This window comes from Bacillus sp. BML-BC051, from assembly GCF_019656175.1.
Classification (GTDB): domain Bacteria; phylum Bacillota; class Bacilli; order Bacillales; family Bacillaceae_G; genus Bacillus_A; species Bacillus_A mobilis.
This window is the reverse complement of sequence record NZ_BPLI01000043.1, coordinates 1-13,157: the sequence shown is the minus strand read 5'-3', so window position 1 is coordinate 13,157 and position 13,157 is coordinate 1. Positions and strand designations below refer to the sequence as shown.

Here is a 13,157-nt window from a genome sequence, read left to right as displayed (position 1 = left end):
AGCATGAGCTAGGGGACAATTTCCGTGTGGTAGTAAGAAAGAAAACAATGTTCATTGTACTTTATATTGCGATATCTATATTAAATGATTAAAGGTACCTATTTAGATGTTCTACTTGTTTCTATATATTCTAAAATGAAAAATATCAATCTAATTCATTTCATCTTAGAAGGATATTTCCAATCTTTTTCTTTTCGAGTATTTAGAGCAAGTTTAAATGAATTTGTAGAAAGTGTTTGTTTTTCTATTTTCTCTAATCTCTCATCTAATTTTTCAATAGCTTCTTTTGTTTCCTTCAGCTCTAATTTAATTTCTGTCAGCAAACGGAGTATTGAATCTCCTTTTGTCATTTTCAACAGTAATCGCTCCCTTACTTATATTAAAAGTGTTACTTTATATAGTTGAAATTTCAATTAAAATGGAAGTAGCTACATATAGTCATATTGAACATCCTTTTACTTATTTATAGATATATAATAGCAATACTATTGAATTTCTAGCCATTTAACTAAATAACAATAAACTTCATGAAGTTTATTGTTGTTCGTCTTTAACTCTAATTATATAATCAATATATAAGGTTATTTGTTGTTAGTGAAACATAAGTAAACAAGGGGCGCAAACACTAGCAATATCAAAGGAATAGTCCCTTTGGCTTCACTATTATTTCTATTTAGTGTTAAAAGGGGATAGTATAAAAAATAACCACCTGGTCCTATTTAAAAGGAGATAATTTATACATGTTAGAGACTATTGAAATGAGAAAAAAACAACACGAAATAAAAATACATAAATACAAAAATATACAAAAATACTATAATTCATTTTTGTTTGCAATCTCAATTATTTATTTTCTCTATTTCATTATTATTGATCATTCTCTTTCAGCACATCCATTACAATCTTTCATTATTGGTTTTACTCTTTGGAGTATAGGCCTAGCTATACATCTAAAACTTTTATATGAGAAAAAGGGAAAACGAAAAGTCATGAATATAGAAACAATAAACGAAATGAAAAAAAATAAATATATGAGTCCTGGAAGAAAAGAACGTTATATTAAAGATTATAATGCTTCCAAAAATGAACTAGAAAAAATAATGACTTACGCTAAATTTAGCTTAGAAGCTAAAGAAAGGGAAAATGAGATAAAAGGCGACAAAGGAATTTAGATATATAATTGTAGTATTACATGCAGATAGTAGCTAGAAATATAAAAAATAAAGGGGGGATTTAAACATGAAATCAACAGGTGTTACAAGAAAAGTAGATAAATTAGGGCGAATTGTTCTTCCGAAAGAGTTAAGAAAAACATTAGGAATTGCAGAAAAAGATCCTATAGAAATATTTGTAGAAGATGAAAAGATTATTTTACAAAAATATAAATCTTATGATGCTTGTGCAATAACTGGTGATATTTCAGAAAAAAATATATCATTAGCAAATAATAAAATTGTTCTTAGTCCAGAAGGGGCGGAACTTTTAATTAAGGAAATCCAACAGCAATTGGTTAAATAACAACATTCTTCTTAGTACATTACAAAGAAAAAGACATCTCTATAGATGTCTTTTTCTTTGTCTTAAACCAACATGATTCTAAAAACACTACTTTTATAATGGCAAATATATTAGCAATATTTCATATCACATTCATTTTAGCATAAATAATCACACATTCTATATATATGAATATAAATTCAAGAAAAATACATAATTTCTTTTAGAAAACGAACGTATTCTCATGAAACGACTTGATTATTTAAGTTAAGTGGGAATATAATAAGAACAAACGTTCTTGTTTTAGGGTTAATGCAGTGTATGGCTGTTTATTTTTCCGAGCAATACAAAATTAATTGTTAATATGAGCTATGCAGACAAAAGAAGAAATAGATCTTTGGCATTATAAATATGTAATTATACTATACAGGTTTGTTAGAATAATTAGTTTGATGCATTAAATAAGATATTAGTTGCTACTGATGGATTTCATTTTAATAATTCAGATTATTTAGATCGTTATGTAGAGTTTATCATTCACAAATATCAAAAAGGTATGGATAGATGATCCAAACACATACCTTTTCATGAATTTCAAACTTATTTTTTACCTTATGATAGAAAGTGCTTCTTAATGAAATATGTATAATTAATAAGAACATCCAGCGCTTCTTGTTGCTTTTCAGCAGGTATATCTGCTAACGCTACTTTAATAGATTCTAATTTACTTTCTAGAGGATTATTTCTTCCGAACAATTCATCTATGAAGATATTGTGTAGCTCTGCAATCCGCATTATCGAATCTGCATCAGGATCAGCTTTTCCATATTCCCAATTTGCATAAGTAGTACGGGCGATGTTTAGGCGATGTGATATATCGGCTTGCGTATATCCTCGTTTTTTTCGCAATTCAGCAAGTCGTTTGCTTAAATGGGACATATCTTTACCTATTCCTTTCTGATTTATAACGTTAGTGTAAATGTTATGATGAAAGAGAGATATTTAGAGTTCTATGAGCAGAAAAATAGGAAGAAAACGATACATCAATCGAGTTTCTTCTTATTATATATATACTTACTAAAATAACGAATTTCCGATATCTATTGTGGCCAAGTTTTGACGTCTTGTACGTTCTCTTAAATAACGTTCCGTCGTCATAATAGACTCATGTCCTAAATAGTCACGTATTTTCTTAAGTTCGACTCCTTTTCCCATTAAATGATTGGCGAAGAAGTGTCTACAGGTATGAGGAGTTATTCTATCTTTTCGGTAACGCAGAAATGGTAAATTAGTTTCTTCAATTTTTTCTGCTACATATTTTGATAAGTAGTCGGCCCTATAATGAGAACCATCCGCTTTAGGTAGAAAGGCAGATGAACTAGAGGCATCTAATTCACTCGTTTGTTTTCGTAATTGACGAAGACGACAGAGATCGTTAAGTACATCTTCAAAGATACGAACTTCTCTCGTTTTATTTCCTTTACCAACTACACGTAGGAGATAAACATTTAAAGAAGGGTGGAATGCAAGGTCAGCCCACTTTGCATTTGCAACTTCCTCAATCCGGAGTCCAGTAGTTGTAAGAAGGAAAAACAAGGAATACATAAAGAAATTCGTTTTCTTCAATGTATCTAGAATTTCGTTCACTTCTTCTGGAAAGAGATCACGATTGACTAGCTCTTCTTTTTTTACAGATACTTTTTTGAGACGACTACTAAAGTTGTCAGAGAGTCCATTGTTATCATACACATATTTTAAAAACTGCTGAACCACTGTTTTCTTTCGACGTAATGTGGTGGCCGCGTACTTCTTACTTAGTTGATAGAAGTAGATTTCCATATCATTATGGGATAGCTCCTGGATGGTTCCAATGGTTTCTTTTATGTAACGAAGAAAATGAGAAAGATCGTGCAGATACTGTTGTTTAGTTCGCTCACTTCTTTTTTTCGTTAAAGAAGGCTCATCATGTAAAAATAAATAAACTAATGATTCTTCACTTAATTGGGAGTAGTCAATATTACGGATACCCAAACCCATAATTTTTTCGAAATGACTGCTATCAAAAAAATCCGATTTAGATTTTACAAGTTGATTATTATGTTCGTAATTTATAATATTCAAATTTACACACACCTTTTAATAGAATGAAAAGATACACATATATTTTTATAAAATTTTATGATTCTAATTATACCACAATAAATACATAATTTATTGTGGTATAAAATGAAATGTTTAAATATATATTTTTGGCTTATTATTTAACGTTTCTATTTAGGTAATGTATAATGGAAATGTTTAATTGATTTTTTTGTACATTTCAATCCAAATGCGGTAGGAGGAGATTTTTTTGACTAGTCTTCGTCTGAAAATTTTACAAGAAATCCATAACTTAGAAGATACCCATTGTTCAATTTGCCCTCTGAACAACCTATCAGTGAATTGTACAGATGAGCAAGAACAGGCAAAACAGAGAAACTACAAACATTGTAAAGGTTGTCCCATTTTCGATTCCATCCGAGAGAAAGGAGAGCAATTGAATTCTTTATCGAAAAAGAGTACATTTAATAAGGTACGGGAACGTTATATGGAAAATCCTTTTAAGTATCTTCAGTATAAAGAGTACTCAATCACAGATGTAGTAAAAGAAACCGGTTTAACAAAGTATCAACTAAGAAAATTTAAACAACAGCTAGAATGAAAGTTTCGGATGAGGTGAGAAATGGACTATTTATCTTTAGAAGAGGTATGCGATAGGGTAGGTTTAACAAAAAATCAATTAGGCTATTTAATTAAGTATAAACACATCGAACCTATCAATATGGCCACTTGGAAAGCAGATGGCGGATATCGCTTTGAGCAAGGAGATGTAGAAAAGTTAGAGGAATTATACAAAGACTCTTTAACATTAAAAGAAGCAGCTGAATTTCTAAGTAAGTCTAAGACTTACGTTCATAATGCAGCTAAAGATGGGATATTGCCCTTTAAAGAGATTGCTAAAGGGAAATCAACTGAACGATTGTACTTAAAAAAGGATTTGGAAATTTTCAAAGAAAGAATTGAAAACAGATCAAAAGAAGAATCGAAAGAGAAAAAGCAGCATTTAAGTCTCTATCTTGATGAAAAGGTAGTAGAAGCAATAAAGAAAAAGGCTGCAAAGAAAGGGTATAATGGCTACAAGAAGTTTGCTGAAGACATTTTATCTGCAGAAGTAAAAGAAGACATAGAAGAATAGAAATCCCAGAGAGAATAGATCCCTGAAAAATGAAAAAACATTAAAAGGGTTCTATTTTCATTTTTAAGAAACTTTCTCTCTTCCGAGTGCAATTACATTACCCTAAACACAAAAAACGATTACAGACGATTTTGAGAGGTCACTTTTCGGGTGCATTCCTAAAAAAATCACTGTAATTTCAAGAAAAGGGTTAATATATATAAGTTAGAAAATAAAGGAAAATAAAGGAAAATAAAGTGGATAATTACAAGGGCGTTTTATTTGAAATTATATTCTCAAAAAATAGCATATGAAACTAAGGTCAATTATGAAAAATCCAAGAAATACAGTATACATATTCAGATTATAGTAAACTAAATTCTTATAAAACTCCTTAACTAAAAGATTATATACAGACTAAAATTGGACAGATTTTCTATTTTAGATTGTTGAAGTATGGTAAAATAGAAGTATAACTGTATATCGTGTGAAGGTGGGCTTGTTATTATCCCTTCTTTCCATTTGGAAGGAAAGGGGGTGATATAACATGGAATTTTTGTTCGAACTTTTAAAAGAAATTGCAAGAGCAGTTGTGCGTGAGGTTTCAGCATACGCACTGAAAAAGCAATTCGAAAAAAAAGACAACAAAAAACCCGCGCTTCACCGACCAATTAAATGTACTAAGATTATTAGTGGATACTATGTTTAATATAAAGCATAGTATCCACTTTCTTGTTATATAATAGATTCCTTATACAGATATAGAGGAGTATGTCTATTATGTACAGAATATTTAGTTATTTGTTGGATAGTAGAGGATGTATTTCGCGCGGGAGGTGTAGCGAGGTTTTTAACTGAATATGAAAAAGGAGTTGATTAACTATGCATGTACAGGAAGTCGCTTTAGAACAAGGTAAAAGATATATGTTAATCGATGACACAGGTATACCAGTATTCGCAGCAATGAAATACCTAAAATATCTAGATAATACTGGGAAGAGTAGTAACACTCAAAAAACTTATTGTTATGCGTTAAAACAATATTTTGTGTATTTACAGGAATTCAAAAAAGATTATAACAAGATACAATTGGAGGATTTAGTAGAATTTGTAGGTTGGATAAGGAGCCCATATGAAAATAACAAAGTCATACCTATTCAGCCTATAAAGGCGAGAAAAACCGAAAAGACAATAAACCTTATAGTTACAGTAGTTACAAACTTTTATGATTATTTATACCGTAATGGAGAGTTATCAAAAAATACAAAGGATATGTTGATGCGATATGTATTTACTGGGGGAAATAAACGATATAGGAGTTTTCTTCATCATATAAATAAAGATAATCCTTGTATAAAGAATGTTTTAAAGGTTAAAGAGCCTCGTAAGAGAATTAATACACTGACAAAAGAGGATGTAAAAAGAATTATATTGGAAACAACGAATATTCGAGATTCCTTTCTTATCCAACTTCTATTTGAAACAGGTTTGCGAATTGGAGAAGTGCTTTCTTTATTTATGGAGGATTTTATATTTGATTATAAGGGGCATAAAATTCGTTTAACAGATCGAGGAGAGTTAGAAAATGGAGCTAAACTAAAAACAGGTGAACGTATGATTTTTATATCACAATCCCTAATGGATTTGTATGATGATTATCAATATGAAGTTATTGATGAACTAGATATTGATACAAATTTTGTTTTTGTAAAACTACGGGGAGAAAATAAAGGTAGACCGATGACATATGGAGATGTTGAGTCTCTATTTAAGCGATTAAGAAAAAAAACGGGTCTGGCTGTTCATCCTCACCTATTTCGTCACACACATGCCACATTATATTATCAAGAGACAAAGGATATTAAACAGGTACAAGAACGATTGGGACACACTAATATTCAAACTACAATGAACCTCTATCTTCATCCTTCTGATGAAGAAATTCGGAAAGATTGGCAGAAAGCACAAGAAGCATTTGCGCTTAATATAAAAAAAGGAAAGGACTAAGGATGTGAAAAATACTCAACGGATAATTACAGGTGAAAGAGGGTTTCATGAACGATTACAACAGGAATTATTAACATATCCAGAGAAAACTATTCATGAAGATGGTTCAGTAGTAATACAACAAATTCAAGATCCGTATTTCTTGATTAATGATATGTGGGATGTTGAACGTGTTGGTCAAATAAAACAATTTAGTGATTCATTACAAAAATATATAAGTTTAAAGAGTAAGTTTAACAATATCTCCTTTTCATTTAAAAGTCCCTCAGTCAATCTGGAAGTAAAATATATATTTTATCAACGGATTTTCAGGGATGAATGGAACATATATACCGCATTTAAAGGGGTCGAGCAGTATTTAAGACTATTAATAACATTCATGAATCGAAAATATCCAACGCTTCCATCTTTACTTCATTTAGATATTGAAAGTGCAGAAAGAGAATGGATATTTTGGCTCAATGAAAGAGGGAGAAGTACGACTTGTAAAACAAAAAGATACGGCAAGATAGTCTCTAATGCAAAGACTAAAGCCGCAGCGTTTTTACGTCTATTATATTCAAAGTTATTCATATTGGCGGATTTTCGTGAGGAATGGCAAAAAGACCGATGGGATATTAGAATTCTTCATGAACAATACGGACTTAAATATAACAAAAGTAGTGCTTCACATTATATTGATTTCACTAAAATTGAGCATGAAAATATTCGTGAACAAGCAAAAAGATACATTAAACTAAGATTGTTGAACGGAAATAATTTTAGGTTTTCTACAGCAATAAACTACATGATATATATATCGAACTTCTTTCTCTATATTTTTTCCGTAGAATCTACATGGGTAGATATTAAAAAATTAAAGCGCAGCCACATAGAAGGATACATCCAATGGTTACGGAAATGTTGTGAAAAAAACTTAAAAAATAAGAATGCACATCCTGAACACTATATATATAAGTCCCTAACCATAACTTCTAAATTCTTGAATGATATACAACTATACAAATACGACATCGCCCCTCAAACTGATGTACGCATGTTAATCTTTAGAGAAGATTTCCCGAAACTTCAAAAAAAAACTATTGATCAAATTGATTACATCCCAGACTTTGTATTAGAACAATTATTTACTAACATTAACAGCCTAAATGAAGAAATCATCCCGGTTATTTGGATTGCGTTTAAAACTGGTTTACGTATTTCGGATGTACTGTGCCTAAAGGATGATTGTTTGAGGGTTTTAAATGGTCAATATTCTATTATGACTAATATTGAGAAGACTAATGTAAAAGGACATCGTATTCCCATTGATCATGAATTAGCAGACATGATTGCAGTGTTAACTGAAAAATCATTAGAAAATAGTAATCAAGATAATAATCCTGAAGGATTTATTTTTATACGTTATCGTGGTTCTAGAAAAGGAAGGCCCTTTGGGCAAAGTTATATTAGAGGGAGGTTAAATCAATTAGCAATTGAAACAAACATTGTAGATGAAAATGGTGAATTATTCCATTTTAAAACCCATCAATTTAGACATACTTATGCTGTGAAAATGCTGAATGGTGGCGCAGATATATTAACGGTACAAGAATTATTAGCTCATGCTTCTCCAGAAATGACATTAAGATACGCAAAACTATTAGATGATACTAAAAGAAAAGCTTTTGAATCTGTAATTAATCAAGGAGTATTTAGTTTTAATTTAAATGGAGAAGTACAGGAGATTACAGCAACTGAAAACATACCTAGGGATATTTTAGATGCATTGTGGCAAGATCATAAATTAAATGCAATGGATAATCCGTATGGGACATGTCATGCTCGTCTAAATGGCAATTGCCCTCATATGGAAGAGCCTCCATGTCTAACTTGTAATGGTGGAAGCCCTTGTAGGGATTTGGCTATCGGATTTTCTGAATTAGATGTACAAAAATATGAGTTACTTATAAAAACAACATCTAAAACTATGGAATTAGCAAAACAAAAAGGGCGCAGTGAAATGCTAGAAAAATATGAGAGAAACTTAACACGTTATGAAGACATTTTGAAAACTATTCAAAAGGGCGATATTATTTTTGGTAGACAAGAAAGAATGAAAAGAAGGTTAGGTATCTAATATGAAGGATTACAACCGCGCAAAGCATTTGAAGGAAATCCATATATCTAGGAAAGCATCTACCTACCAAAAGGTGGATGCGGGTATTAAAAGACTTATACGGGCAAATCTAAGCATAAATTTTAATAGTGTATCAAAAGAAGCTGGTGTATCAAAAGCAACACTTTATAAGACAGAAGAACTAAGAAATAGAATTGAAACACTTAGGCAACAGCAATCACAAGTACCTACTCCGAAACAGGTGAAACGAGAAATGGATAATAATAATAAAGATGCTGTTATTGCTTCCTTAAAACGTCGTATGAAAAAATTAGAAGCCGAAAATAAAGAATTACGGAAACAATTAAGTGTGAATTATGCCAATATATATAAACAGCTATAGTGGGAATATTATCCCTCCTATGAAATTTGATTTGAAAATTTCTTAAAGATTACAGTTTTCTTATTATAGAATTCTTTTAGAACATAACTGTGAAATTAGAAAAAAAGAAAAATATATTATTATCATTTTGCATATTATTTTCAAATATAACTCTATTTCAACAAAAAAGGCTTAAAAAAGAAAAATAAAACGCCCGTCAAATAGTAAATTCTTATAATATAATGACGGAATACAAAAAACTATAAAATATTAAATTAATAAATAGTGAAGGCCTCCTTATATAATTTTATAAGGAGGCCTTCACTATCTACTCTTAAATCTTTTAATTTTACTATATATATTAATCAGTGTATTAGGCTTTGAATCATTACAACTATTGAATATACAATTTTTACAAAGCGAAAACAAAGAACTGAAGATTCGATTGAAAATTTAAATATATAGCATACATAAGAGTGATATAATTGAAATAGATGGTAAAATTATACTTACAGGAGTGAGAAGATGGCAAAAAAGAAAGCAACAAGTCAACCAATTATAACACTTGAATCTAGTAATACTGAAGTTCCAAGACCTAGATTGAGTAAATTGATTATCAAAAATTTTCGATGTATTGGAAACAACCCTGTGGAAATTGAATTAGATGATATTGTAGTTCTTGTTGGCCCCAATAATGTTGGGAAAAGTTCGATTCTTAGGGCATACGAAGTAGTAATGTCACATGGTTCCAAAGAGGGGAAATTACATATTGATGATTTTCCGAATAGTGAGATAACTGAAGGGAGTTTCCCTGAAATCGAATTGCAAACAGTTGTATATGATAATAGTCCAGGAGAAAGATGGATAAGAGTTGATTCAGAAACTGGTGAAAAATATGTACGTGAACAATGGGTTTGGAAAAATGTTGGTGACCCAGTTAGAAGAGGGTTTGATGTATATGAAAATGATTGGTCAGATCAAGTGCCTTGGGGAGCGCCGAATGTTGCAAATTCACGAAGACCCCAACCACATTTAGTAGATGCATTTTCTAACCCAGAAGCACAATCAAAAGAGATAATAAATATTTTACAATCTGTTTTAACAGATAGGGTGAAATCTTTTATAAGTGTTGAAAATAAAGATGGAGATCAAAAAACTGATTATAGTCTTTTAATAGATAAAATTGAAGAAATTCAAAATGTAATTATAAAAGATTCTAAAAATGAAATAGAAAATGCAGAAAATCAAATTACGCAGCTAATAGATAAGGTTTTCCCGGGATATCAAGTGAAATTTGATGCAAGACCTCAGGAAGAATTAGAAAAGAGTATTAATCTTTTTAAAGCCAATCCACAATTGTTAATGGGCCCGGAAGGTGGTTATCAGAGTTCGATAGAACGACAAGGTAGTGGTGCTAGAAGAACTTTACTTTGGGCAGCACTTCAATTTATAAATGAAACTCAGCTTTCAAAAAAGAAAAGCTCTCAACGACCGCATGTCCTATTATTAGATGAGCCAGAGTTGTGCCTTCATCCAAGCGCAATAAGAGAAGCTTGTAAAGTACTTTACGATCTTCCCCAATCTGGTAATTGGCAAGTAATGGTTACTACTCATTCTCCTGCATTTATCGATCTTTCCAGAGATAATACCACAATCATTCGTGTAGAACGTAATGAAGACGGAGAAATTAATGGAACAACTTTGTTTAGGCCTAATAAGGCTAAACTAGATGAAGATGATAAAAAAAGATTAAAACTTTTGAATATTTTCGACCCATATGTCGCAGAATTTTTCTTTGGAGGTCATTCCATTATTGTTGAAGGAGATACAGAGTATACAGCTTTCAAGTATGTCATCAGTGCAAATCCTGAAGCGTTTAATAACATTCATATTATACGCGCTAGAGGAAAAGATACTATTGTTTCTTTAGTAAAAATACTAAATCATTTTGGATCTAGATACTCTATTCTTCATGACAGTGACAGACCTTTTACAAATAAGAGAAAACTGAATGGTGAATTCAAAAAAAATAAGGCATGGGCAACAAATGATAATATAAAAGAAGCGGTAAACATGCATGAAGATGCTACTAAAGTCAGACTTTTATCATCTATTCCGAATTTTGAAGAAGCTTATTTTGGAGAAGCTGTTAGTGGTGAGAAACCTTATAATGCACTATTAACAATTAGGGAAGATATTAATGCTTTCCAAAAAATCACAGATCTTTTACATGCGCTTAGTAATCACGCTGCTCGAACTCCGGCTGGTTGTTTAGAATGGGAAGATTCATCTCAATTACTGGATGCACTTGATGAATTAGTTTCTGAGTAAAGTACGATTTTCAAGAATTAATTAAAAATTGAGTTTGAAGGACTGTTGTTTTGGATCTGTAAACATAATGGATAATAGAAGGGAAAAACACCGTAACATATTAGTTATATCTAATATGTTACGGTGTTTGAATTTAAAGTTTTTTTTAATTTTAGGTCTTGATAAGTAGGAAGTACAAGCGTGGGTCTAAAAGAAAAAGATAATGCATAATAACAGCCACCTTGACAGTAGCAGTTATGAGACGGGATGTTGACAGCATCTCGTCTTTTTTAGTTTATGCAATTCAGTTAAGTACTATACTTTATATATACTGAATATGCATTCAATATATAACTAATCTAAAGTAAACATACCATATTTTCATTTTTTGGTCAACGTTTGGAAATATGAGGGACTAAATTAAGTGGTTTATACTGTGATTCCTAATTTAAGTGATATAAAAAATAAAAGTAGTTTTATAGGGAAGGGTTTGCTTATTTTGAAAACAAGCAAACCCATTTAATAGTTAGTCTTTAATATATTTTACGGCAATGGTTTTATCTATATCTTTGTGCAAATTGCTCGGTATAAGAATCAACTAATTTTGTACGTCCAGAATCAGAATAAACTTTAATGTTGTATTTAATATAAACATTGTATGCATCTTGATCCTGCCATTTTTGTACAGTCCACCAATAGTTTTTACTTTTAGGAAGAGATAGTCCACCTATTACATACCCAGCTACACCAGAAGCAAACGTATTTCCGATTTTCGCTATAACCCCAGCACCTAAACCTGCTATAGCTGCGTTAACCATAAAACGATATGAGGCATTATAAAATACATTGTTTCCATAAGTTGTCGTTACATATTTCCAGTTGAATGTACCAGCTGTGGGGTGAACATATTGAATTTGATCCGAATCTTTAGGTGTTATTGGATTAAAGGGAGCTTGTCCATTTAGGAATAAAGAGTCTAAATCTTGTTGAGGTAATGAACTAATATCAATTGCTCTATTTTCTTTTGATACATCCTGGTTGTAAGAAACTGCAGGTGAATTTCCTTCCTTGTTCTCTGCTGCTTGCGTTGTTGAACTAAATGCAAACCCTGAGCTTAGTAATAAAACCAATGAACTTCCTGCTAATAATGTTTTTTTCATAATAATCCCCTTTCATTTGTATAAGAAATTTAATACAATATATTATACAGTCATTCTCTGAAAAGTAATTATTTTCTAAAAATAGGAGGTAGGAGTCAATATGTTTGGTAAGATTACTTCAAAAAATGAACGTATTTACGTAATTATTGTAGTTGCACTGTCTATAGGGTTGTTTAGCATATCTCGTACAGTTTGGTGGTTGTATGGAATGGCGTTTTTATTGTTTTTATCCGCTTTTATATTTAGAGACAGACCTACAAAAAAGGAAGTAATGATAAATCTTGTTGGCTTTGTAGCATTATGTTTTATTTTTTGGATAGGAGAATACATCATAAATTTGTAAAATACTAACAATAATTCTTATTAAATACGATTATAACAAATTATTAGATAAATGGAATATTTTACTAACAATTTTAATATAGTGCTAGTTAGGAAAAATCGGTTATTTAAGGGGTTTATGCCGTTATTTTTATTTAGGGGTCCTAC

Annotated in this window: 14 protein-coding genes; 10 read left to right on the top strand and 4 right to left on the bottom strand. The window is 30.9% G+C overall.

The window, feature by feature from the left end; all coding sequences use genetic code 11:
• Positions 1 to 155: 155 nt before the first annotated feature.
• Positions 156 to 350, bottom strand: a complete 195-nt coding sequence (locus K5S59_RS17705) for a hypothetical protein (RefSeq protein ID WP_033672094.1) — start codon at positions 348 to 350, stop codon at positions 156 to 158.
• 390 nt (positions 351 to 740) lie between these two features.
• Between K5S59_RS17705 and K5S59_RS17700 the strand changes: the two genes are divergently transcribed.
• On the top strand, positions 741 to 1,172 hold the full coding sequence (locus K5S59_RS17700; RefSeq protein ID WP_000894389.1) for a hypothetical protein: 432 nt from the start codon (positions 741 to 743) through the stop codon (positions 1,170 to 1,172).
• A gap of 67 nt (positions 1,173 to 1,239) precedes the next feature.
• The gene (locus tag K5S59_RS17695; protein WP_000843061.1) at positions 1,240 to 1,518 is read left to right on the top strand and encodes an AbrB/MazE/SpoVT family DNA-binding domain-containing protein; all 279 of its coding nucleotides are present in this window, start codon (positions 1,240 to 1,242) and stop codon (positions 1,516 to 1,518) included.
• A gap of 591 nt (positions 1,519 to 2,109) precedes the next feature.
• On the opposite strand, the gene K5S59_RS17690 is transcribed toward K5S59_RS17695, so the two are convergent.
• Together K5S59_RS17690 and K5S59_RS17685 are read right to left on the bottom strand one after the other, a co-directional pair.
• Positions 2,110 to 2,436 carry a helix-turn-helix transcriptional regulator gene (locus tag K5S59_RS17690; protein ID WP_000019024.1) on the bottom strand — a complete coding sequence of 109 codons (327 nt, stop codon included), beginning with the start codon at positions 2,434 to 2,436 and terminating at the stop codon, positions 2,110 to 2,112.
• A gap of 138 nt (positions 2,437 to 2,574) precedes the next feature.
• Entirely contained in the window at positions 2,575 to 3,618 is a 1,044-nt protein-coding gene (locus K5S59_RS17685; protein WP_001021543.1) for a tyrosine-type recombinase/integrase, read from the bottom strand.
• Positions 3,619 to 3,847: 229 nt separating this feature from the next.
• Between K5S59_RS17685 and K5S59_RS17680 the strand changes: the two genes are divergently transcribed.
• From K5S59_RS17680 to K5S59_RS17650, 7 genes are all read left to right on the top strand, one after another.
• Positions 3,848 to 4,198 (top strand): zinc-finger domain-containing protein, encoded by a 351-nt coding sequence (locus K5S59_RS17680; protein WP_000202840.1) that lies wholly within the window; start codon positions 3,848 to 3,850, stop codon positions 4,196 to 4,198.
• Positions 4,199 to 4,219: 21 nt separating this feature from the next.
• Positions 4,220 to 4,732, top strand: coding sequence for a helix-turn-helix domain-containing protein (locus tag K5S59_RS17675; RefSeq protein ID WP_000385108.1), 513 nt, complete (start codon positions 4,220 to 4,222; stop codon positions 4,730 to 4,732).
• Positions 4,733 to 5,258: 526 nt separating this feature from the next.
• Positions 5,259 to 5,420, top strand: a complete 162-nt coding sequence (locus tag K5S59_RS17670; RefSeq protein ID WP_193387225.1) for a hypothetical protein — start codon at positions 5,259 to 5,261, stop codon at positions 5,418 to 5,420.
• Between the two features lie 173 nt (positions 5,421 to 5,593).
• Positions 5,594 to 6,718, top strand: a complete 1,125-nt coding sequence (locus K5S59_RS17665) for a tyrosine-type recombinase/integrase (protein WP_044821999.1) — start codon at positions 5,594 to 5,596, stop codon at positions 6,716 to 6,718.
• Between the two features lie 4 nt (positions 6,719 to 6,722).
• Positions 6,723 to 8,837: a tyrosine-type recombinase/integrase gene (locus K5S59_RS17660; RefSeq protein ID WP_130777337.1), complete on the top strand. Its 2,115-nt coding sequence runs from the start codon at positions 6,723 to 6,725 to the stop codon at positions 8,835 to 8,837.
• A gap of 1 nt (position 8,838) precedes the next feature.
• A complete protein-coding gene (locus tag K5S59_RS17655; protein WP_081144143.1) occupies positions 8,839 to 9,219 on the top strand; it encodes a DUF6262 family protein in 381 nt (126 codons plus the stop codon).
• A 504-nt stretch (positions 9,220 to 9,723) separates the two neighbouring features.
• Positions 9,724 to 11,529 carry an ATP-dependent nuclease gene (locus tag K5S59_RS17650; protein WP_071758408.1) on the top strand — a complete coding sequence of 602 codons (1,806 nt, stop codon included), beginning with the start codon at positions 9,724 to 9,726 and terminating at the stop codon, positions 11,527 to 11,529.
• 536 nt (positions 11,530 to 12,065) lie between these two features.
• Here the strand turns inward: K5S59_RS17650 and K5S59_RS17645 are convergent.
• A complete protein-coding gene (locus K5S59_RS17645) occupies positions 12,066 to 12,668 on the bottom strand; it encodes a hypothetical protein (RefSeq protein WP_000751948.1) in 603 nt (200 codons plus the stop codon).
• A 100-nt stretch (positions 12,669 to 12,768) separates the two neighbouring features.
• Here K5S59_RS17645 and K5S59_RS17640 point away from each other — a divergent pair, with 100 nt between their 5' ends.
• Positions 12,769 to 13,011 (top strand): hypothetical protein, encoded by a 243-nt coding sequence (locus K5S59_RS17640; RefSeq protein ID WP_000467112.1) that lies wholly within the window; start codon positions 12,769 to 12,771, stop codon positions 13,009 to 13,011.
• The last annotated feature ends 146 nt before the right edge of the window (positions 13,012 to 13,157 follow it).